The sequence below is a fragment of the Acidobacteriota bacterium genome (assembly GCA_039028635.1).
Classification (GTDB): Bacteria; Acidobacteriota; Thermoanaerobaculia; order Multivoradales; family JBCCEF01; genus JBCCEF01.
In genome coordinates, this window is the sequence record JBCCHV010000008.1 from 56,037 (window position 1) to 77,833 (window position 21,797).

At 65.4% G+C, this 21,797-nt stretch carries 17 protein-coding genes; 8 read left to right on the plus strand and 9 right to left on the minus strand.

What is annotated here, in order from left to right:
* Window positions 1–4 precede the first annotated feature (4 nt).
* From AAF604_05390 to AAF604_05425, 8 genes are all read right to left on the minus strand, one after another.
* On the minus strand, window positions 5–571 hold the full coding sequence (locus AAF604_05390; GenBank protein MEM7049068.1) for a phage tail protein: 567 nt from the start codon (window positions 569–571) through the stop codon (window positions 5–7).
* Window positions 552–3,131 carry a putative baseplate assembly protein gene (locus tag AAF604_05395; protein MEM7049069.1) on the minus strand — a complete coding sequence of 860 codons (2,580 nt, stop codon included), beginning with the start codon at window positions 3,129–3,131 and terminating at the stop codon, window positions 552–554. Before AAF604_05395 ends, AAF604_05390 begins: the two co-directional genes overlap by 20 nt.
* The gene (locus tag AAF604_05400) at window positions 3,131–3,559 is read right to left on the minus strand and encodes a GPW/gp25 family protein (GenBank protein MEM7049070.1); all 429 of its coding nucleotides are present in this window, start codon (window positions 3,557–3,559) and stop codon (window positions 3,131–3,133) included. Before AAF604_05400 ends, AAF604_05395 begins: the two co-directional genes overlap by 1 nt.
* Window positions 3,560–3,752: 193 nt before the next feature.
* Window positions 3,753–5,252 (minus strand): phage baseplate assembly protein V, encoded by a 1,500-nt coding sequence (locus AAF604_05405; protein MEM7049071.1) that lies wholly within the window; start codon window positions 5,250–5,252, stop codon window positions 3,753–3,755.
* Window positions 5,249–5,932, minus strand: coding sequence for a hypothetical protein (locus AAF604_05410; protein ID MEM7049072.1), 684 nt, complete (start codon window positions 5,930–5,932; stop codon window positions 5,249–5,251). The genes AAF604_05405 and AAF604_05410 overlap by 4 nt, the downstream gene beginning before the upstream one ends.
* A gap of 195 nt (window positions 5,933–6,127) precedes the next feature.
* The gene (locus AAF604_05415) at window positions 6,128–6,562 is read right to left on the minus strand and encodes a phage tail protein (protein ID MEM7049073.1); all 435 of its coding nucleotides are present in this window, start codon (window positions 6,560–6,562) and stop codon (window positions 6,128–6,130) included.
* Between the two features lie 32 nt (window positions 6,563–6,594).
* Window positions 6,595–7,821 carry a phage tail sheath C-terminal domain-containing protein gene (locus AAF604_05420; GenBank protein MEM7049074.1) on the minus strand — a complete coding sequence of 409 codons (1,227 nt, stop codon included), beginning with the start codon at window positions 7,819–7,821 and terminating at the stop codon, window positions 6,595–6,597.
* Window positions 7,822–7,833: 12 nt separating this feature from the next.
* Window positions 7,834–8,577: a hypothetical protein gene (locus AAF604_05425; protein MEM7049075.1), complete on the minus strand. Its 744-nt coding sequence runs from the start codon at window positions 8,575–8,577 to the stop codon at window positions 7,834–7,836.
* 257 nt (window positions 8,578–8,834) lie between these two features.
* On the opposite strand from AAF604_05425, the gene AAF604_05430 reads away from it, so the two are divergent.
* The 8 genes from AAF604_05430 (at window position 8,835) to AAF604_05465 (ending at window position 20,477) form a co-directional block, all read left to right on the plus strand.
* On the plus strand, window positions 8,835–9,677 hold the full coding sequence (locus AAF604_05430) for a hypothetical protein (protein MEM7049076.1): 843 nt from the start codon (window positions 8,835–8,837) through the stop codon (window positions 9,675–9,677).
* A gap of 86 nt (window positions 9,678–9,763) precedes the next feature.
* Entirely contained in the window at window positions 9,764–10,153 is a 390-nt protein-coding gene (locus AAF604_05435; GenBank protein ID MEM7049077.1) for a BlaI/MecI/CopY family transcriptional regulator, read from the plus strand.
* Window positions 10,153–12,045, plus strand: coding sequence for a M56 family metallopeptidase (locus AAF604_05440; GenBank protein MEM7049078.1), 1,893 nt, complete (start codon window positions 10,153–10,155; stop codon window positions 12,043–12,045). Before AAF604_05435 ends, AAF604_05440 begins: the two co-directional genes overlap by 1 nt.
* A gap of 189 nt (window positions 12,046–12,234) precedes the next feature.
* Entirely contained in the window at window positions 12,235–13,347 is a 1,113-nt protein-coding gene (locus AAF604_05445; GenBank protein MEM7049079.1) for a hypothetical protein, read from the plus strand.
* 93 nt (window positions 13,348–13,440) lie between these two features.
* A complete protein-coding gene (locus tag AAF604_05450; GenBank protein ID MEM7049080.1) occupies window positions 13,441–15,501 on the plus strand; it encodes a serine hydrolase in 2,061 nt (686 codons plus the stop codon).
* A gap of 260 nt (window positions 15,502–15,761) precedes the next feature.
* Complete coding sequence (locus tag AAF604_05455; protein ID MEM7049081.1) at window positions 15,762–17,156, plus strand: prolyl oligopeptidase family serine peptidase; 1,395 nt, start codon at window positions 15,762–15,764, stop codon at window positions 17,154–17,156.
* A 248-nt stretch (window positions 17,157–17,404) separates the two neighbouring features.
* On the plus strand, window positions 17,405–19,846 hold the full coding sequence (locus AAF604_05460) for a hypothetical protein (GenBank protein ID MEM7049082.1): 2,442 nt from the start codon (window positions 17,405–17,407) through the stop codon (window positions 19,844–19,846).
* A gap of 238 nt (window positions 19,847–20,084) precedes the next feature.
* A complete protein-coding gene (locus tag AAF604_05465) occupies window positions 20,085–20,477 on the plus strand; it encodes a hypothetical protein (GenBank protein ID MEM7049083.1) in 393 nt (130 codons plus the stop codon).
* Between the two features lie 165 nt (window positions 20,478–20,642).
* Here the strand turns inward: AAF604_05465 and AAF604_05470 are convergent, their stop codons facing one another.
* Window positions 20,643–21,698 carry an NAD(P)-dependent alcohol dehydrogenase gene (locus AAF604_05470; GenBank protein MEM7049084.1) on the minus strand — a complete coding sequence of 352 codons (1,056 nt, stop codon included), beginning with the start codon at window positions 21,696–21,698 and terminating at the stop codon, window positions 20,643–20,645.
* Window positions 21,699–21,797 lie beyond the last annotated feature (99 nt).

Below are 21,797 nucleotides of genomic sequence, written 5' to 3' on the forward strand. Positions count from 1 at the left end.
CGGTTCAGGTTTTGGGCCCCTCGAAGCTCAGCTCGAAGGTCACGTGAGCCGGTTTCTCTTCATTGATGATTCGTTCGATCAGAGTGCGATGCCGCTCGGCACCCGGAGCGTGGACCCGCACGTGGTAGGGCAGCGGTCGGCCATCGGGCCCCGGAACCCTCTCCACCACCTCGAAGCCACTCTCACCGGTGGCGAGGGCCAAAAACCGACACAGGCCGCGCGAGGTACCGCGCCAACGGCTGAGCTCCGAAGCCGCCAGGATCAGATCGCGCAACCGCCCGATGCCGCAGGAAAGCTGACGAACGTCGGCGGCGGTCTCGACCGGGCGCCCGATGGACGAGCGCCCCTCGACCTGCCAGAGCCAATCGAAGTCGACCCAGATCGCGAGCATCGGCACGAAGGCGTCCGGCGCGCCGTGGGGCGAGAAGTAGGAAGGCAGCCGGCGCAGCACTTCCTCGACCGGCTGTTGCGCTCCGGCCATCGCCTCGAGCAAAGCCGAGAGCGGGGTCCCGGCACCGGCGGAACGCTCGAAGACCCGCGGCAAGAGCCGCTCAATCGCTGTCCGCTTCATCCTCGGTCACCACGTCGATCTCGTGCTCGCCGGAGCAGAACAACCAGGTTTCGGGCAGCGTCACCTTGTCGAACTCCTGCTTCGAAAGGGCTTCGTACTGCTCCCCGCCGTCGCGGCTGCGGAAGACCCCTTCCGGGCCGGCGGCAAAGATCCAGCGGTCCTCCGGATCGACCGCCACGGCATAGACCGGAACCAGCCGGCCGCGGTCGCGCATCGGCAGGCCCGACGACGCCACCACCGAGGCTTCCCAAGTCGGCTCCGAGGCGCTGGTGTCGAGGCGCATCGCCCCGGCGCGGTGGGAGGCGGCCACCGCCCGCGTGCCGTGAAAGGCGAGATCGTGGCAGCTGCCGGCCGTCCAGCCGGCATCGAAGGCGCGCCAGCCCTCGGGACTGAACTCGGTCAAGTACCAGCGATAGCAGCCTTTGCCTTTCTGGTTGCCGGCCGCCGCCACCGCCGCCCACAGCCAGGCATTGGGGCCATCGGTCTGAATCGACAGCCGACGGATGTCCTCCCCCTGGAGCCCGATCAGGCGAAAGGACTGCCCTTGCCCACCCTGACGGCTGAGGTAGACCCCGCCGGTGCGCTGCGCCGCGGCGGCGACCAGCACATTGCCGTGAACATCCACCAAGGCCACCACGGAGTAGAAGCCGGGGCGCTCTCCGGTGCCGGTCTGCACCGGAATCTCGGCGAGCTCCGGACCATCCCGCTCCATCGAGACTTGGTAGAGACCGGCATCGCTGGCCAGCAGCAGGGTTGGGTTCTTGCGCCCCGGAAGCCAGGCGATGCCTTCGACCTCGAAGGCCGTCTCCGCCATCAGGCTCCAAGACTCACCACAATCCTCGCTCAGATACAGGCGCGCGTCCCGGGCGTTCTTCGGCCGCGTCGCCACCGCCACCAGGCCGGGCCGACTGGGGTGCGAGGCGACATCCCGAAGGACCTCGTCGCCGAAGTTTTCGACCACCTCCCAGCCGGTGCCTTCGTTGACGGAACGCAGCAGGGACGACCCGCTGGAGGCGTACCAGGTGCGCGGTTGAAAGCTATCGGCGACCAGAGCGCGAGTCTCGCCGGGGACGTGGTCCACCCGCAGCCGAATACCATCGGCGTATTTGACCCCCGGCTCCGAGAGCACGATGTCGTAGATGTGCGAAGCCCGCAGGGTTTCTCCGAAGCCCCAACCCGCCGGCACGTGCTCGCTCGACAGGGGTTGAATCGTGCGGTAGAGGCGATCGAGCACCCGCTGCCTCAGGGCCAGGGGATTCTCCTCGCGGTAGACCACGATTCGAGCCACGGCGCTGACCGTCTTGTAGCGCGCCCACTGCACTCGGCAAGTGGTTCCGAGGGGCCGACGCTCGTCGAGGGCGGCGAGGATGTGGCGGCGGGCGTCCTCCGTCTGATGCTCGATCAGGATGTCCGCCGAGATCCGTCCCTCGGCCTTGATGGCGGAGGGGAGATCGGGCACCAGGACCACCAAGACGGTCCCGGCCACCGCGTGGCGCCACATCCGCGCCAGGGTCAGGGCCCGGGCTCGGGCCACCGCTCCCGAGCTGCGAATCGCCAGGCGCTCGAAGTCCTTCGCCTTGACCACCCGATCCAAGCCATGCAGCTCCTGGGGCCCGCGGATCAGGGCGTTGTCGAGACTCTCGGCATCCCGGCCGCCGGTGGCGGGCCGGGGATTGCACACCTCGAGGCCGGCGATGGGATCGACCATCACCTTCAGAGAATTGGCGGCCAGGTTGCCGACATCACCGCCGCCCCGGCGATACCAGGCGCGGATCTCGCGCTCCGCCGGCGGCAGCTGCGCCAAGCTGCGGGCGATCTCCTCGAGCCCCTGTTCGTCGCAGCCGCGAACGGAGGGAGCGAAGCGCACCGTGCCGGCGGCGCGATCCACCGTGTAAACACAGGCCTCGGCATCGACATTGGCGAAGTGATCGACCTCTTGCCAAACCCGGAAGACCTTGTCGCGGTGAGGGATCGCCCGGGCTCGTTCGTCGAGCTCCGCGGACGGCGTCTCCACCGCCACCACCAAGTCCTGCTCGGGACCGGCCGCCGCCGCGATCGGAGGACGCCGCACCTCCACCACCTGAGCCGGCAGACCGGTGCCGTGGCCGATCAGCTCGGCCTCGATCAGCTCGCCGTGAAGCGCCTCCACCTCGACCTCCGACTGACCTTCCGCCAGGATCACCCGCCGACTGGTGACGAAGACCACCGGCTCGCCATCGTCTCCTCCCCGCTCCGCCGCCACCCGGGTTCCTTGCGGAATCTCGATCGACCGGTCCGATTCGGAGGCGCGCGTAAAGCACAACGTCGTCGACGCCGAGACCGGTGCCGCCAGTGCCACCCCGAGGAGCTTGAGGAGCTCCACATAGACCTTTTCGGGCAGGCGGTTTATGCGGTAGATCATCACCTCCGTGAGATGGGCGAAGAGCTCGAGCAATACCGTTCCCGGGTCCCCCGGGGAGTGATCCGTCCAGTCCGGGCACTCTTGCGCCACGCGGCGTTTGGCCTCCGCCATCAGGGCTTCGAAATCGCGGTCGTCGAGGTTCGGTGCCTTGAGTGACATCACCCCTCCTCGCCTGCCAGGTCGATGGCGAAGGTGAGCTCGTCCTCGAGACCGCTGGCGTGAACTCGATAGGCCAGAGAAATTTCCAAGGAAGACCCCTCCTCGGGGTCCGGCGCGGCATCGAGGGAGAGAATCTCGACCCGCGGCTCCCAGTCCTCGAGGGCACGCCGGGTGTAGTGGATCGCTAGCCCCGCGGTGGTGGCATCGTTGGGCAGGAAAATCAGACGGTCGAGATCGCAGCCGTAGCCGGGTCGCATCACACGCTCCCCCCGGCGCGTCGACAGCAGCAGGTAAATCGCCTGGCGGATCAGAGCCTTGCCGCGGACCGACTCGATGCCGCCGCGATTCGAAAGGCAAAGCCCCGAGGACTCCGGCAACCCCATGTCGGGATGAACAAAGCGCCAGCCTCGGCCGATGGGGTCATTCATTGCAGTCCTCCCACTAGCCCGCCCTTCCCACGAGGTTTCCTCGCGAGAGGCCGTAGGTTTTTGAAGATGCGAGGCATCCGTCGCTGCCACGACGCCGCCGCACGCGACGTACTGCGAGGAGAGCAGGCGACGGAAAACGCAGCAGATTCGCGGACATACGGACTCGCAGCGGAAAGCTCGTGAGAAGGGCGGGCTAGCCCTTCTCCATGTCGATGCGAGCCGCCCGCAGAATCATCTTCTTGCCCGGCGCCTCGAGTCGAAGATTGCCGGCGGCATGGACCACCAAACCATCGGAGGAGAGCTCGAGATAGCTACCGCCCTGGTTCTCGACCCGAACGGTGCCCTTTTTGTCGTCCAGCGCGAGGTACTGCTCACCGGCTTGAATGCGGAACCGCTGGACGCGCCCGCCTTCCACGCCAGGGTCCAAGGAGCCGCCGTCGAAGAGCCCACCGAGAACCAAGCCGCGGGCCGGGTCTCCCTGGCAGAGGGCGTGGGCCACCTGATCGCCAACGTCGGGCAAGGCCACGAGGCCACGATTACCGCTCAAGCCAGGCGAAACGACTCGCATCCAGTCGGTCTCGAGCTCGCCGAAGGTCGGTAACCGGGCCTTGACCCGGCCGAGGCGATCGGGATCGTCGACGGCGGTCACCAGGGCCGGCACGATCGCCGCCGCCGAGGGCACCGTGAGAGGTTTCGGGGGATAGGAGGACAGCTCCGAAACGAAACCAGACTGGCGATCGTGGCGATGCACCACAGCGGTGAGCACATAGGAGTCTTCGAGGCTCGAGTCAACGCCCGAGATCTTGACCGTCACGCCGGGCTGCAGTCGCCCATCGCCCCGCGCCACCCCCCACAGGGAAAGCTCGCGGCCGGCGGCGCGATCGAGCTCCCCGATTGCGCGGGCCTTGATCTGAGGCGCCGCTTCGACCCCCAGGTCGAGCATCGCGACGGGTCCCGCCTGGCCGGCAGCGGGAGAGGCTCCACCCCGCCGCCCGCGGCGTGCCCGTCCCGTCACCACTTCTCCGCTCGCCGGATCCCAGCCGAATCCGGCAACCACGCCGCGAGGTCGCGATCCGTCAACGTCGAAGCGAGCCTCGAAGAGCTCACTGCCGCGGCGCAGGTCGACCCGCTCGCCGGATCCCTCGAGGGTGAGCAACAAGAGACGGCGATCGCGCACCGCCGGATAGAGACCCACCGCTTCCGCGTGCAGCCGCAGCAGATCGAGATCGCTGCCGCGGTTCTGAATGACGAGGCGTCGCCGCACACCCTTTTCGACCGACTCCACCTTCAGGCCCAGGCCACCGGCCAACTCCCGCGCCAGCTCGACGACGGAAAGCTGGCGATGAGCCGCGAGGGTCTGACGACAGCGCAACCGATGCAGGGCATCGTAAGCCCGCACCCGCACCTGCCGGTCGCCATTGGCGAGGTAGTGCTGCTCGATCCCCGTCACCTCGCCGCGAAAGAGCGGCGACGAGCTGTCGGGCAGATCGACCGCGAGAGCCGCCCCGACCTTCCATCCACCCCGCGACAGGGTGCCCAAGGCCGCGCCACCGAAGGTCAGCTCGCATTGCGTCGGAAGTCCGAGGGCGGCTCGCACCTGGATCGCCTCCAGAGCGCCCATCCAATCCCTCGCCAGGGCCCTTCCGGCCAGCTTGCAGCGCGGTGTCGGGGTGTGCTCGATGGCCAGACTCACGGCTCGACCTCGGGCAGGATCAGAGGAACTCCGACCGGTACATCGAAGGGATCCGCAACGTCGTTCGCCGCCGCCAGCAAGCGCCACCGGGAAGGATCGCCGTAGTGACTGGCGGCGACCTCGTCCAGACGCCTGCCGGCACTCCCCGAGCCATCGCCCGCCAGCGGCTCGTGAACGCTGGAGGCCGAGCCCCGCCCGGCAGCGCGACGCCCCGCCCCGGGGCGCGCTGGGGATCGCGATCCCAGGCGCCCACTGCCTTCACCCACTCGCAGGAGGCGCAGGGAGAGCCACGAGCGGCGCGGCGCACCACCGAGGTCGAACTGCTCGAGGCGCTCCGCCGCCGCCGCCACCATCGCCGGGATGTTCCAGGTCTTGCCCCAGATGAAGCGCACCAGCGGCGCCTGCTCTTCGGCCATCTTCCACAGCGGACGGGTCAAACGCCGGACATCTCCCTGGGCGCGATCGGCACCCTCGGCAGCGAGATCGAAGAGCAGCTGCAGATCCAACTCCGTCGAGCCGCCACCGCTCGCCAGCACCGGATCGTCGACCAGACCTTCGGTCACCAACGGACCACCACGCCAGGTGCGACGGCGAGTCCCGGTTGTGCGTCGAATCTCGATCGTCTCGGGATTGAGCAGACAGCGAACTCGCTCACCGGTCTCTTCGATCAGAAAGGCCACCCGTTCCACGACTCCCCCCGTTGCTCCCTCTCCAACCATCGCCGGCGCAGTGAGTCCCGCCAGCCGTCGAACGCTTCCGACGCCATCTCGAGCTCCTGCGACCGCTCGGCCGGAAGCGCCGGCCAGCGCGCAGATTCATCGTCCGCGAGACGATCTCCATCCCCCGCTTCGTCCAGCATCACGTCGCTCGCCGGCCTACTTCAGGGTCAAGCGGCTGTAAGCCAGGGTCAAGGACTCGATGTGGACACCGCTGTGCTCTGCATTGAAGGGACCGATCTTGAGACGGCAGGGCCAGGCGCCATCGAGATTCCACCGCATGGCCTCGGTCGAGCCGTCGTTCTGCAGCACCAAGACCGAAACGTTTTTACGCGCGTCCTGATCCTTCATCACCGCCTCCATCCACTGCCAGAGCTCCTTGGCCGCCGAGGTCACGCCGTAGGAAAGGGTGACCGGGCTGTAGCTCACCGAGCCCGGGAGATACTTGACCTCCTGCCCGCCCTCGCGAAAGGTGAGCACTTCCATCTCGACACCTAGTCCTTCGCAAGACACGAAATGCCCCTCGATGCCCTGCATGTTCAGCTTGAAGTTGCTTGCCCGCAGTGGATCGGGCCATTTGGAGTTCTCGGCCATTTCTCGTTCTCCTCGTTCAGCGAGTCCAGGGGTTACCCGTCACCGGCCGCACCCGGAGCCTGCTGGCTGATGCGGAAAACGACGAATTCGGCAGGTTTGACCGGGGCCAGCCCAATCAACGTGGTCACGATGCCGGCATCGATGTCCTCGGTCGGGTTGGTTTCCTCGTCACACTTGACGAAGAATGCCTCTTCGGGCGTACTCCCCATCAGGGCACCGCTGCGCCAAACCCTTTCCAAAAAAGCACTGATATCGCGCTGAATCGTCTTCCACAGAGAGCGGTCGTTGGGCTCGAAAACGATCCATCGGGTGCTGCGGGCGATCGACTCTTCGACCATGATGAATAGCCGCCGCACATTGAGGTACCGCCACTCGCTACTCGAGGGGGCCAAAGTCCTCGCTCCCCAAACGCGAATGCCTTCGCCGGCGAAGAAGCGGATGCAGTTGACGCCCTTCTGATTGAGCACACCTTGCTCATCCCTCGTCAGACGATAGGAAACGTCGAGGGCACCGCGAACGACCTCGTTCGCCGGCGCCTTGTGAACTCCACGGGTACCATCGGTGCGCGCCCAAATACCGGCGAGATGACCGGACGGCGTCACCCAAACCAGGTCCCCGGCCAGGGGATCGCGAACCGCGATGCGGGGAAAGTAAAAGGTTCCGAAGCCCCCGTCGCTCACTCGCGGACGAAGACCCGCAGCACTGCCCCCCTTCTTGGTTTTCCCAGATCCACCATCGTCCTTGCCCTTGTCGCCACCGGCCGGCGGCAGATCGGGGGTGATGACGCGGGTCAACTGATCGATACTCGAAGGGTCCATCGGAGGATCGAGTATCGCCACCCGATCCTGCAGTTTTTCGCAATGAGAAAGGGCCGCCTCATAGGACGCCGCATCGTGGTACCCCGGAATCGAAACGATCGAGATCTCCTCGACCTCTTCGAGCAGCTGGAGGCCTCCCCGTTCACTGCCGGCCGCCACCACCGGCTTTCCGGCACCCACGTTGACCACCCAGCAGCGACCACCCCCATTGAGAAAGAAACCGAAGACCGCTTGAGAGAGAGGCGTACTGGCATCCCCTTCCTGGACAAAGACCTTCAGGAACTCCGTCCAGTTGTTGATCGCCACCGCTTCGTTCGGACGCGCCGAGGAGGCGGGAGCAGCACCGACGAAGGCCGCGGTGCTCGTACCCACCATTTCGATCGGCCGGGCACCGCCGGGGACCTCTTCGACATAGATTCCTGGAGTCAGGTAGGTTGGCATGATCTTCCTCCATCAGGGCTCGAAGCGAACGTGCACCGGTTCTCCGGGAACCGGTGCCGACTCGAGAGTCACGACGCGAACGACACCACCGGCGCGAACTCGCAACTCTTGAATCGGCGGCTCCAACGGAACCGCTGGAAAGATGAAACGACCCTCGTCATCGGTGTGAGCCGCTTGATCGAGGGAGGGGAGACCGACTCGAGCCCTCGCCACCGGCAGGTCGCCCGGGCCCAACACCCGGCCAAAGAGCGGCACCGTGACCGAGGACCCGAGCCGAATCGGCTGGCTTGCCTGCGGCAACACCGGCTCGACACTCTCCCGCAGACTTGGAAGCATGAGAAAAAAGGCAGGACGAGGCGGGATTCCGAAGCTCTGCCAAAGACCTGGATCATTGGCCGTCAGCTCGACTTCGAAACCCGCCTCGTCCTGGGCGGAAAAGAACAGCCTCGCAAGGGTCTTGTGTGCGGCGGTGCTGGTCGCGGCCCAAGCAGAGATCAGGTACCGCGTACGAAATCCGAAAGCAGGCCGCGAGCGGGTCGTTCGATGAAGATAGGTCGAATCCTCGAGTCCCATCGGATAGGCCGAAACCGCCGTCCCGTCGAGCAGCTCGGAGGGTGCCTCGAAGGTGAGGGGAATTCCCGCGAGGGCTTTCGAAACCCAAGCCTCGATGCGCTGAGCCGGCTGTGCCGTGAGGTCGATCTCCAGGGCAGCCTCTCGGCAGTCTTCCGGTTCACGATCGGACACCAGCGTCGTCATCTCGAGCTCCCTTCGATTCCTGGCGCCTCGACCCGAAAGGTGGGTCGTCAGCCGGCGCCGCTCAACCATCGAACGATCAAATCCCGGACATTTTCGATACCAATCCTCACGGCATCAATGAGCCGGATTCTTTGGGATTCTTCTCCGCCGAAGGATTGATCAAGCAACAGACCAAAACTCAAGGAAAGGTGCCATTGAAGACCGCCCGTTGCGCTGGCAGGCTGGCCCGAAGGTGACGTCGACCTCGGTCCTCAAAGATGCCCAAGAGACTCCTGGAAACCACCGTCGTTCTGACCCTTTCCGCCTGTGGCGTCGTGTCCGCAGCGATCGTGCGTGAGCACCAGGACCGGTGGGCGTCGCGACCAGCGATCACCGAGCCCACCTCGCCGGCGCCGCGGCCTCTCCCTGCCATCGCGAGCCCAAACCTTCCTCCCGACCCTCGACCAGCGCCCGCTCCCGAGCCCGAGGGCTCGTCGCAAGTCCTACCCGGCTTCCGCGGCGATACCGGCTGGATCCACCGTCGGGAAGGTCACGTCGGGGCTCCTTACTGGCCCGGCGGGCTGTCCGGAGTCACTCTCGATCCGGGGATCGACCTCGGCCACGCCGAGCCTTGGCTCATCGAGCTCGCCTATCGGCACCGCACGACGCCCTCCCAGTGGCGCGCCATGCTGCGGGCGATGGGAGTTCGGGGTGAATCCGCCAACCGCCTCCTCGAACGGGACCCCGCACTGCGCAGTGTCCAGATCGATCAACCAGCGGCGGCGGAGATATTCCCCTACCTGCTGAAGCCCTACTGGCGCGCCCTGCGCCGGCGGTTCCCGACCCTCACCAAGGCCTACATCCCGGCCGAGGTCCAGACCGCATTGCTCTCGCTGGCCTACAACCGAGGCACCTGGAACCGCGACCTCGCCAGCCTTCACCTTCCCTTGCAACAGCGAGACTGGTCGGCCTTGGCGGCGCGGATCGAGGCGATGCAACAGGACCACGAGCTCGCCGGGATCCGCCGGCGCCGGCGGGTCGAAGGCTTCCTGATCTCGGGCCACTCGACCATTCCCAGGCCAACCGAGGCAGCCGTCTCGGCGAACCCGCCATCGGACTGATCCGGCCGGTAGCGGCGCCCTGAGAAAGAGGCCGATACGCCGGTACGCCGTTGACACTACGAAGATCTTCGTAGTAACTTGGCGACATGAGTCGGGATCGCCCCAAAAAGCCCACCGAAGCGGAGCTCGAGATCTTGCGCGTCCTGTGGGCTGAGGGTCCGTCGACGGTGCGGCGGGTCCATGAGCTTCTGAGCGCCTCGAAGCCCCTGGCCTACACCTCGGTCTTGAAGACTTTGCAGATCATGACCGACAAGGACCTGGTCGAGCGCGACGAGAGCCAGCGAGCCCACGTCTACCAGGCCCGACAACCGGCCGAGCACACCAAGCGCCAGCTCGCCGGCGACGTATTGCAAAGGGTCTTCGAAGGCTCGGCGAGCGACTTGATGATGCACGCCCTCGCCGGCCGCGAGGTCTCTGCCGGCGAGATTGCCGAGCTGAAACGCCTGATCGACGACTATCAGGAAAGCGAAGAGTGATGCCCCTCGCCGCCGGATTCTTCGCCGGGGTTTCGTCGGAGGTCGTCTCAGCCCTCGGCTGGAGCCTGATCCACGCCCTCTGGCAAGGCACCGCCCTCGCAGCCCTCGCGGCCCTCGCCATGACCCTTTGGCGCCGCGCGGCCATCCGCTATGGCGTCGCGATGGTGGCCCTCGCGGGGAGCGTGCTGGCGCCGGTGCTGACCTTCTTTTGGCTCCTCGGCACCAGCCCTTCGGCAGCGCCGGCATCGACCCTGACCACTGTTCTCGCACCGGTCGTGGCCGCCCTGGAATCGTCCCACGCCACCCCCGCCCCGATTCCAGCGAGCGCCCCGGTCGAGCTCCTGCCCTGGCTGGTTTTCCTCTGGCTGATGGGCGTGGCCGCTTTTGGCCTGCGCGCCGCCGGGGGGCTGTGGTTGGTGGGCCGGATGGGCCGACGACCATCACTGCCGGTACCCGCGGAGATTCTCACCCTCGGCCGGGCCCTGGAGAGCCACCTCGGCATAGCTCGAGCGGTCCGCTACCGCGTCTGCACCTGGCTCGAGGCTCCCGCCGTCCTCGGTTGGTTGCGCCCAGTGGTCTTTCTGCCGGTCACCGCTCTGACCGGCCTGACCCCGGCCCAGCTCCGCCTGGTGATCGCCCACGAGCTGGCCCACATCCGGCGCTGGGACGGCCTCGCCAACCTGCTGCAGGTGACCAGCGAAACGCTGCTCTTCTACCACCCGGCGGTTTGGTGGCTGAACCGGCGCATCCGCATCGAGCGCGAGCACTCCTGTGACGACCTGGCGCTGTCGCTGGACTGCGATCCCCTCGACTACGCCCGCGCTCTCACCGAGATGGCCGCCTGGCGCCGAGCGCCGCGCCTCGCCATGGGAGCCAACTCCGGTCCTCTGACGACCAGGGTTCGGCGCATCCTCGGAATGGCTGCCGAACGCCCCAGCGGCCGCTCGGCGGGCCTCCTGTGCCTCGGCCTGGCATTGATCGTCGGCCACGCCCTGGCCCAGCCCGTCGCGGAGCCCTCTTTGTCCGGGGCGAACGACATCACGACTGCCATCGCCGTCACCGCGCCGAGTCCACCGCTGCCGGAACAGCCACCCACACCGAGGACCGTGGCAAGCCGCGCCGAGACGGCGACTCCGGCGCGAGCCAAGCTGCCGGCCAAGGTGGCGACTCGCCGCCCCGGATCGCCGCCAGGGGGCGACACTGAGGAGGCCCTCGATGGCTCCATCCTGAACCAGTTCTCGCCACGAGAAAGGGCCACCTTAGAGATCCACGGCATCACCAATGAAGAACTTCGAGCCCTGCGCCGCGAGGGGCTTTCGCCAAACTTCGGCGAGCTGGTGGCCTTCAAGGTCCATGGCGTGACGCCGAGCTACGTGCGCCAGATGTCCGCTCTCCTCACGTCCCTCGACGAGGCTCAGCTGATCGCCATGCGTTCCCACGGCATCGATCCGTCGTTCGCTCGCGAGCTCACTGCCGAAGGCCTCGAGTTGCGCGCCGAGCAGCTCATCGCGCTGAAGGTTCACGACGTGACGCCCCGCCGGATCGCCGGGCTCAGAACCCTCGGCCTGGCCCTCGAGCCCGCAGAGGTGATCGCTCTGCAAGTGCACGAGATCGACCCCGAGACCATCGCCCAGTGGCAAGCCCTGGGCTTTGATCTCGATGCGGCCAAGGTCATCGCTCTCCAGGTCCACGGCGTCCGCCTCGATGAGGTCGCGGCGTTCCTCGAGCTCGGTTTCGAGCCCCGGGTCGAAGACTTCATCGCCCTGCGGCGGCACGGCATCACCACCGCCCAGGCTCGCCGGGCTCGGGAGCATGGGGAGGCGCCCCGCGCCGCCCGAATGATCGCCCTGCAGCGCGCCGGCAAGCTCGGCCGGGGAGCACAACCGTCATGACCTGTCCTGGTTTCCGCAGGAGATTGATCATGGACAGCGCATAGTCCCGGAAAACCGCCGCCGGATGCCCTGGCACCGATCGGCCGAAACGAAAAACCGAGCCTTCGTCAGCAACCAGCAACTCGCGGTGTCTCGTCACCGCACGGGAGAGGTGTATCTCGGTCACCGCGATTCGAGAGGAGTCCTACGATGAGAACACGAACCATCCTCGCCTTCCTGGCTCTCACGGCACTGTGGATCTTGGCCGTTCCAGCGGCCCAAGCCGCCCCAACCCAGGGTGACTGGACCCTGAAGGTCGGAGACCGAGCCGGCGAGATCGAGCTCGGCCTGACAACGGACAGCGGCAAGCATCGCTCTCAGCACTACTCGACCTGGGCGGTCCGAGAGTTCGAGGGCATCGGTCAGGCGATGTCAGCGAGCAATCGCGCCAGCTTCGCCCTGGTACGCGAGGCCGGTCGGATCGACTTCGAAGGCAGGATCGACAACGGTCGCGGCAGCGGCACCTTTCGCTTCACGCCGTCACCGTCCTTCGCTCGCTCGATGGAGTCGCTCGACTTCGAGGTCGACGACCATCACCAGTTCGGTATGGCGCTCCAGGACGTCACCCTCGAGTTCGCTCGCCAAATGCGCAGTGCCGACCTCGAGGACCTCGACAGCAGCCAGCTGATCGCCTTTCGTTTCCACGGCGTCAGCCTCGACTACATCGAGGCCGTCCGCGAAGCCGGCCAGACGATCCGCGACAGCAAAAAACTCGTCGCCTTCCGCGTCCATGGCATTCAGCCCGACTGGATTCGCAGTCTCCACCGCGCCGGCTACGAACCGAGCAACAGCAAGCTCGTCGCCATGAAGGTGCATGGCGTCACCATTCCATGGATCGAAGCGATGGCAGCGAGCGGCATCGGTCCCCTCCCGATCGAAAAGCTGATCGCCTTTCGAGTTCATCAGGTCACGCCCGAGATGATCGCGGCCTTCGTCGATCTCGGTTACGGCGACCTCGACGGCAGCCAGCTGGTCGCCTTCCGGGTGCATGACGTGTCGCCGGAGTTCGTTCGCGAGCTCGACGTGCTGGGCCTCGAACCGGCCGCTTCTCAGCTCATCGCCATGCGAATTCACCAGGTCACCCCGGAGTTCGTTCGCGGCCTGCGGGACGCCGGCGCCGAGCTCGACATCAGCGGCTTCATCACCGCCAAGATTCAGGGCGTCACCCCGGAGTCGGTGGCCGAGGCGCGTCGCCAAGGACTGCGACGGCTGGATCTCGGCGGCATTCTCGACTGGCACCACTCGCGCCGTCACTCTTCCTGATCTGCTGAATCCATGGTCCCGGGGAGGCGGTTCCTCCCGGGACCTAGCCTGCTCCGCCCGCCCGGACGGACGTTTCCCTGGAGGGAGGTCTCGATGCAACAGAACCACGACTCGCAACCCACCGGTCGCCTTGGCTTCCTGATCGCGGCCATCGTCCTGGGGATGGGCTTCACGACCGCCGCCCATGCCAACAACGGCGTCATCAGCTATGCCTACCCGGTCACCGGTATCACCGTCGACGGCGATCTCTCGGACTGGAGTGCCTTCTGGGAACCCACCATCCTCCACGACGACGAAGAACCCGAAGGGGCGGCGGACTTCTCCGCCTGGTTCCGGGCCGGCTACCACCTCGAGAGCCGGTCCCTCTACCTGGCGGTGGAAGTGCGCGACCAATCCCACCGCATCGACGACAGCGAAGGCGCCACCTGGGAGAGTCAGGACACTCACCTTCTCTACCTCGACGCCCGCCACGAGCCTTCGGGCTCCGGCAACACGCTTTGGATGGCCGGCGAGTCCTTCCGCGAGATCGAAGCGCCCCTCCCAGCCTGGGATCCAGGCATCGGCACACCTTCTTGGCGAAACGCCGAGGTCGCCGTCCGCCGAGCCGGTGATCGCACTTTCTACGAGTGGCGGCTCCATCTAGGAAAGCTGATTCGGCCCAACCGAACCCTCGGCCTCGACCACCTTTTCGCCGACGTCGACGCCGAAGATACCGACTCGTCCCTTTACATCTGGGGACCGGGCCTGGGCAAGAGCGCCAACTCTCATCGACTGGGTGATCTCGTGCTCCTCGCGGACGGCGCCCGCCTCAGCGAGCTGCGCGGCCAGGTGCGCTGGAGCGACAGCGAGCAGCCGCTGCCCCCGCGGGTGCGCATCAGGTCCCAGAATCACCCGGAGCTCTCGGTGCAAACAACCCTCGACGCTGCCGGCCGGTACAGCGTTCGCCTGCCCCCGGGCAGCTATTCGATCAGCGCCGCCCACGGAGTTTCGAAACCTTTTGGAAGTGGAGCCGACGATCTGCCGGCGCATTTCGACGCCGATACTGCAGTCGAGGCCACGGTGCGGCCGGGACGCGTTGCCGCGGCACCTCCCCTCGTGCTGAACGCCTTGCAACGGCCCGATTTCCTGTTCCGCTCCCACGGCGTCCTCTACGACTTCGACCCTGCCGCGAGCCGCACCGTCGACACCTTCCTCGACGCCTTCCGCCAGTACTACCGAGTGCCCGGCGTTTCCGTCGCCCTCGTCAAGCAGGGTCAGATCGTCTATCGCCGCAGCTACGGCATCCGCAACCGGCGCACCGGCGCGCCGGTCGAGAGCTCGACCCTCTTCGAGGCCGCCTCGATTTCGAAACCGGTCTTCGCTTTCCTCGCCATGCGCCTGGCGGAGCGCGGCATCCTCGATCTCGATGTGCCGCTCCATCGCGCTCTCGAGTTCCCCAACATCGCCGGCGACGAGCGCTCCAAGAACCTCACCGCGCGCCACATCCTCACCCACCAATCGGGACTGCCGAACTGGGCCTGGGGCGGTCCCGGCGGCTGGGAGTCGGGCGGCCCTCTCGAGCTCAACTTCGCTCCGGGAACCCGCTTCGACTACTCCGGCGAAGCCTTCAACTACCTCGGGCGTGTCCTCGAAGCAATCACCGGCAAGGATCTCGAAACCCTCTTCCAAGAGGAGGTCTTCGGCCCCCTGGGCATGATCAACTCCGACTTCGCCCTCGACCGCGGGCAATCCACCACCGCCGCCATGGGACACATCGTCGAGCTGCCGGTGCTGCGGCAACGGGCCGACTTCCCGAGCCCCGCCTCCAGCCTGCACACCACCGCCGAGGACTTCTCGCGCTTCATGATCGGCGTCGCCGAAGGCCGCGGCCTGAAACCGGAGACCTACCGCGAGATGCTCTCCCCACGAGTCGAGGTTCCCGTCGAGCAACGCGTCTATCGCAATCCGTGGGCACAGAGCATCAGCCATGGCTTCTTCGTCCAGGAAACTCCCCACGGCCCCCTCGTTGAGCACGGCGGCAACAACGGCGACTTCCACTGCAAGTTCGGACTCTTCACCGACAGCGGCGACGGCTACGTCATCTTCACCAACAGCAACCAGGGCGACGAGCTGATGCGTGCCTTCGAAGTCTTCCTGCTCCACGGGCGACCATAGGAACCGCCTGTCAACGACTGGTCAGAGCCCGGTCACGACTCGCGCGGTCCGAATGGGGTACTCCTGGGAGGTGATCGATAATTTCTTCTAGGAGCACCAGCATGCATCTCGACCATCGACCGCCCGTTGCCTCCGCCCGCATTCGGTTCCTCCTTCTGGGGGTTCTCGCGCTCGTTTGCCTCGCCGCTCCCGGCTGCGCGACCGAGGATCCCCCCGACCGGCAACTCCCGAATCACCCAATCCTGGGCAACGGGATCTGGATGGGCGGCTTCGGCGATCTCGAAACCGAAGAGCCCGTCTGGATGCCCACCCTGATCGAGCTCGAAGCCTCCGGCAAGAAGATTCAAGGCCAGCTCAAGGGCCGCTTCAAGTCCCCGATCGAGGGCAAGCTCGCCGGCGAGAACCTTCGCCTGGAGACCCGTCTCCAGGGACGAAAGCTCACCTGCGACGCCAGCCGCGAAGGCGAGTTTCTGGTCGGCGACTGCCGATTCGGCGATCGCCCGATGAAGCTGAGCTTGACGTCCTCGCCTCCCTTGACTCGCGAGCAGGCGGCGCCCTACATCGGCCTCTACGAGCTCGCCCCCGGCCACCACCTGGCGATCGCCATGGACGAGATCCTGATCGCCATCGATCTCGAGACGGGCTGGGGTCGCACCCTGTTCCATCAAGGGGATGATCGGTTCTTCGCCGGTCCCAAGATCACGGTGCCATTTCCGGTGGAGCGACGCCTGGCCTTCACCCGCAATGCCCAAGGCGAGGTCACGGCCCTGACCCTGGAAAGCTCTGCCGGCACCGTCGAGGCCAAGCGCTGCTGCCAGGGTCGCAGCGAACCCTTCGCCTTCAAGAGCGCCGGCACCGAGCTTCGCGGCACCCTCCACCTGCCACCGGGAGACGGTCCCTTCCCGGCCGCCGTCTGGATCCACGGCTCCGGCCGCAGCGACCGCCACGACGCCATCCACTTTCCCGCCTACCTGGTGCGCGAGGGCTTCGCCGTCCTGGCTTATGACAAGCGAGGCATCGGCGAGTCCGGCGGCAGCTACGCCATGCCCGATGGCCGCACCTTCGGCTACCCCTTCCTCGCGCGCCGCGCCGGCGACGCCCTGGCGGCGGTGCGCGCCCTGCGCCAACGTCCGGAAGTCGATGCCGACCGGGTCGGACTCTTCGGCCTCAGCCAGGCCGGCTGGGTCGCCGCCCAGGCCGCCGGCTCGGCGGACATCGCCTTCACCGTCGTGCTCTCCGGCGGCGCCACCGCCCTCAGCCTCGAAGACAAGCACAGCCGCTGGTCCGGCGAAAACATCGCCACCGGTGGCACCGTCGAAGAGGTCATCGCCCGGCTGCGCAAAGAACCCATCAAGGAACCCGGCTTCCGCTCCCACTTCGCCAACCAGAAGAGCCCCGGACTGTGGCTCTACGGCTTCAAAGACCGCTCCAACCCGAGCCAGCTCTGCGCCGAGCTGATCGAAGACGTCGCCAAAGCCCACGGCAAAGACTTCACCGTGGTCACCTTCCCCAACGGCAACCACGCCCTCCTCGAAGCCAAGCGCGGCGGCTACGACGAGATCGGCGCCCTCGAAGAATGGGTTCCCGGCATGCACGGGGTCATCTCCGAGTGGTTGCGGGAGAAGGTCTTGAGGCTCGAGTCGACCAACGACTAGCTCGCGGAGCCCATACTCGAAGGCGTTTAAGCGCCCCTGAGCACCAGTCAATATAATTTTATAATTATATTGACTTTGAATTTTTGATAAATTAAATTCCTCCTGCCTGACCAGACTGACGAACCCATCGACGACTGAAGACCCAGAGTCACCTCAGGGGGCTTTCGTCACCCTCGGTGTGGATCCCGAGAGACTTCTCAGCTCTGGTCAGAGATCACTCTTTTCCATCACATCGAGGAGGAGTTCTCATGAAGGACTTGATTTGGAGGGTAATTCTTCATCTCGCCGTTGTTGGCCTTTTGGCTGCGCCGGTACTGGCCGATGTCGTCGTCCCCGGCGATCCCGCCGGCCAGCAGGCCGCTTCGGACATCGCCGTGGGAAGCAACGGTGACTATGTGGTCGTCTGGCAGGACGACCGCGACGGCAACGGCTACTACGAGGTCATGGCGCGCGGCTTTCGCTCCAATGGCAGCGAGCGGTTCGGAGAGTTCGTGGTCAACTCGGTGCCTTGGGGACAGCAGACCAATCCCACCATCGCCATCGACAACGCCGGCAACTTCGTCGTCGCCTGGGAAGACGACCGCAACAACAACGGTGACGCCAACATTCTGATTCGCGGCTTCGACGTCCACGGCGTGGAGACGATCGCCGACCAGCGCGTCAACGGCGATGGCGGCAACCATCGCAATCCCGATGTCGACTTCGACACGACCGGCGACTTCGCCGTCGTCTGGCAGGAAGACTCCGACAACAACAATGACTTCGATATTCGGGGAGTGCTCTTCGACGACGATGGCGACCGTTACACCATCAACTTTTATCTCAACTCCAACTTGGCTGGACAGCAAACCCATCCGGCGGTCAGCTGGGGGCTATTCAGCCAATTTCTCGTCGTCTGGCAAGACGACGCCGACCTCAATGGATACTTCGACATCAAGGCCTCGTACCGAGAAAGTGACAGCGATGAAATCATGCCGCTGCTGGTCAACAAGTACCATCGCAGCGGCCAACAGGTCGCCCCCAGCGTCGACAGCAACAGCTACGGAACTTTCATTGTCGCCTGGCAGGACGATCACGACGGCAACGGCTACTTCGACATCATGGCCACCAGAATCATCGTCGGTGGCTTGGTCACCTGGCCGTGGACCGTCAACGCCATCGGCTACGGCGATCAGCTCAACCCCGAGGTCGCCGTCAACCCCTCCGACGACAGCTACACGGTGACTTGGGAGGACGACCCCGACAACAACAATCTCTTCAACCTCGCGGCCAGGGGCTTCTACCAATCCGGCCACGAGAAATTCATGCAGGTCACCGTCAACAAAGTCCTCACCGGCCAGCAGCTCGATCCCCATGTCGCGGCCGCAAGCGACGGTAGGATCCGATTCTCCTGGGACGGAGACATCGTCGATGGCAACCAGTACAGCCCCTTCCTCCAGACCCTCGGCGAACCATCCTGCAATCAGCTGACGGACCTCATCCTGCCCGACGGCTTCTCGCAAGTCCTGGATAACGAGCTCATCCGCGCCGCGCCGGATCTGGTCGGTTCTCAGCTCGACCAGTACCTCACGCGCTTCAACGACTTCGTCGCCGAAGGCAATGCTCGCGCCGCCCAGTACGTCAAGCTCCGCTCCGGAGCGAACATGTCCGCCGCCGAGAAGCAGAGCAACATCATGGAAACGATGTGGACCTTCATGAGGACCGGAGCCCGCGAGGACTATGCCATCGTCGACGTCAAGGGTCTCGCCACCGCGGCAGGCATCAGCCAGAGCTCAACGAGAAAGCTCGAGACCATCACCTACTCGCTCCCGGAGAGCTGCCGCCTTTCCCCAGAGATTCCCGACTTGGTGCTGATCGAAGGGGTGCTCGAAACCGCTGTCGCCAGCGTCCCTAATCTCAAGGTCAAGCTGCGCGAGGTCGGGTTCTCGCCCTCCAAGCGCCTCTCGGTCGGCATGGACAACATCAGCAACTGGGACCTCGCGACGGAGTACCGAGGACATCTCTACGTCGGCGGCAACATCAGCTACAAGCTCTTCACTCTCGAAAACGGAGCCACTGTCTTCGACTGGGATGAGCTCGATCTCGCCGGCCACGGCGATCTCAAGCTGAGCCTCAAGCGAGGCAGTCGACCTTTCACCCTCATCGCGGGATCGGCCAACGTCTATACCGAGATCTCCGACCACCAAGTACGACAAACGGTCGCCGCCCAGGGATCTCTCGGCAGCGAGCTTCGAGGCGTTCTCAGCTTCGTCGAAGATCTGTCGGGCGCCGAGCTGCCGACGGACGCCACCGCCGAGCTCACCGGAACCTTCACCACCAACGGCTCGGGGGACACCATCAACCTCGAGCTGGCCTACAAAGACCACCAGATTGGCTGGGGAGATTTCTCGGACTTGGGTGGCGTCGCCGGCCTGGCGGGCCTTGGCGGGGAAACCCTCGGCGACTTCGTTGGAGGCCTCGAAAACACCGTTCTTTCGATCATCGACACAGACGCGATCAACGACCTGCTCCCCTATAGCGTTACGACCACCATCGACGAGATTTCTCTCGAGATCGAGGCACAGTCTCGAGTACTCAACAGAGTCAACCTAGGCATGAGAGTCCACACCCACGCCTGCGTGCACTACATCTTCGACTCGGATTGCGACAGCTTGACCGTCGAAATCGACGTCGATCTGTTGGACAACTAGCCCCTCCAAACCTACTTCGACCGGTGCCAACGAACCGAGTTGGCACCGGGTCGCAAAGGTGCCATCCAGCCACTCTCCACACCACGGTACAAGCAAGAGCTCCACCCATTCGTTCAGGGTCGACCGCTCGATCATGGCAAGATCCCTGCGGGGCCGAACGCGGTCCGGAATGGCGATCGTAGGCTCCCGACCTAAGGAACGTCGGAGCCCGAGGTCCAGACTGACAGGAGAGAGATCCATGTCGAATCGGAGTTCCCCAGCCGACCGGTTGAGTCCCCCCTGGAGCATCACCTTCGCCGATGGCAACGGCAATCGACTCCGGTTCTGGTTGGCACCCGGGGACGACTCGCCGCGGTTCACCTACCGGCCGATCACGCCCGAGAACAGCTCGTCGGGCGTCTACAGCGGTGGAACACCACGCCGAGGCTCGCTCTCCAACAGCCAGTCCGACGAGTTGATGAGGGCGGTTCTCGAGCTCGAGTCGGCCACCGCAAACCATGCTCCCGCGCGACGCAAGGGGACCGGCGCTTTCATCCTAGTCGAAGGAGATGAAGCAGAGCGACGCTTTCTCATCCAGTCCGGGGAGCGTCTTCGTCGATTCGAGCAGCTCCTCGAGAGCTATCGCTCCTAGCAGGTTGCTGAAGAGCTCAACGGAAACCTGCTTCCGGGCCCGAGAGGGCTCCGGCGGCGAAGCCGCGAGACGGGGCCACCCTGGACGGGGTGAGCCCCTGCGCGGGCCGGAAACAAACAGCTAGCGGCGCTGGAAAGCCGCAAGGCGGACTTTTTCAGCAGCCTGCTAGCCGGCCCTACTCGCCGAGGACATCGCGATGACGACCTTTCCCAGAGCTTCCCCCTCCGCCATCGACCGCAAGGCTTCCGGAACCTCGCTGAGAGGATAGACCTTGTCGATCAACGGTTGGACCTTTCCCGCTTTCACCAGCTCGCTGACGAAAGCCAGGTCCTCTGCTTTGTCTTGCGCCATCAAGAAGGCGATCTTCTGCTTGCCCGGCTTCGCGGGCAGGAGTCCCAACAACATGGCCTTGAAAGTCGCCATCATGCCGCCTCCCGCAACCAGATAGGTCCCCTCGGGCTCGAGCGCCCGGCGGCAGGCGCGGATCGAGCGCTGGGCCACGAGATCGACGATCAGGTCGTAACGCTCACCCTGCTCGGTAAAGTCCTCGCGCGTGTAGTCGAGAACGTGGTCGGCGCCGATCGAGCGCATCCATTCGAGCTTCTTTCCATTGTCTACGCCGGTCACCACGGCTCCGCGCAGCTTGGCGAGCTGCACCGCCAGGGAGCCGGCTCCGCCTCCGGCGCCATTGATCAAGACCTTCTGCCCCGGCTGAACCCCGCCGACGTCACGGATGCTCTGCACCGCGATGTAGGTCGCTTGGGGAAGGGCTGCGGCTTGCTCGAAGGTCAGATGACCAGGCTTCTCGACCAGGGTCGCAGTCTCGGGAATGCACACGTACTCGGCGAAGGCGCCGAAGGCGCACATTCCGAAGATCTCGTCGCCGGGCTCGAAGCGGGTGACCTTTCGGCCCACGGCTTCGACTCGGCCGGCCACGTCGCACCCCAGGATCTGGTACCTCGGCTTGAAGAAACCTCCAGACTTCCGAGCCGCATCTCGGCTCCCGCTGGGCACCACCGGATGCCGAACTTTCGGCCCCATCAAGGTCGCCATAGCAGTGATGAAGAGCGGCTTCCCGGTCAGGATCTCCCAATCGCCCAGATTCGCCGAAGCTGCCTCGACCTTGACCAGGATTTCATCGTCACAGGGAGCCGGTCGCTCGATTTCTGCGAGCTCGAGAACCTCGGACGTTCCATAGCGATAGCGAACACTGGCCTGCATGGTGCCTCCTCACGAAAAACGGCGACCGATCGCCGGGGCGCCCTTCAGGCCGGGCGCTTGCCATCCGACTCGACTCACCTTGTCCCACGATCCGGCCTA